The 915-nt window shown below is 62.1% G+C and carries 2 protein-coding genes; both read left to right on the top strand.

Annotated features, from left to right (window positions below; all coding sequences use genetic code 11):
- The coding region (locus C6558_RS38770; protein ID WP_107028845.1) for a ThuA domain-containing protein at nt 1–770 on the top strand (770 nt) is incomplete at its 5' end.
- A 5-nt stretch (nt 771–775) separates the two neighbouring features.
- Nucleotides 776–915: Gfo/Idh/MocA family oxidoreductase (locus C6558_RS41335; RefSeq protein WP_158269020.1), on the top strand; the 140-nt coding region annotated here is incomplete at its 3' end.

Raw genomic sequence — 915 nt, 5'->3', positions numbered from 1 at the left:
TCGTATGGGGCGAGAATATCCATGAGCAGACCAATGAGGTGGTCAGGAGCATCTATCCGAACGGGATGCACAACACCATCGCGGCGGCGCTGAACACGGACGTTTCGATCGAGGCAACGACGGCGACGCTGCAGGAACCGGAGCATGGCCTGAGCGAGGAGCGACTGGCGAAGACCGATGTGCTTCTGTGGTGGGGGCACAAGGACCACGGCGCCGTCAGCGACGAGGTCGTCGAGCGCGTTGCCAAGCGCGTCTGGGAAGGCATGGGCCTGATCGTCCTGCATTCCGGCCATTTCTCCAAGATCTTCAAGCGGCTGATGGGCACGCCCTGCGCATTGAAGTGGCGCGAGGCCGGCGAGCGTGAACGTCTGTGGGCGATCAACCCGCGTCATCCGATCGCCGAGGGGATCGGCGAGAACTTCGTGCTTGAGAACGAAGAGATGTATGGCGAGCAGTTCTCCGTGCCGGAACCGCTGGAGACGGTGTTCATCTCCTGGTTTGCCGGCGGTGAAGTGTTCCGTTCGGGTCTCACCTGGCGTCGGGGCGCCGGCAACATCTTCTATTTCCGCCCGGGTCACGAGACCTATCCGACCTATCACGACGCCAATGTGCAGAAGGTGCTGCGCAATTCGGTCAAGTGGGCCTACAACGCCGACAACCGCTACACGGCGATCCATGACGCACCGAACGTTCCGGTCGAAAAGGCGCTGGAGCCGATCGTCGAGCGCGGGCCGAAGCTGCACCAGGCCGGCGAAGCGGGTTACAGGTGAGCATCATGCGTCTTCTCGTTGTTGGAACCGGCGGCATGGCCAACAGCCATGCCCAAGCCTTCGCTCAGATCGAAGGCGTGGAAATGGTGGGAGCGGTCGATGTCGACCCCAAGCGCGCCAAAGGCTTTGCCGAGAAACACGGCAT

Source organism: Ensifer sp. NM-2 (genome assembly GCF_003024455.1).
GTDB lineage: Bacteria > Pseudomonadota > Alphaproteobacteria > Rhizobiales > Rhizobiaceae > Ensifer > Ensifer canadensis.
Note: the sequence above shows the minus strand (reverse complement) of the source record. Positions and strands in the feature narration are given on the sequence as shown.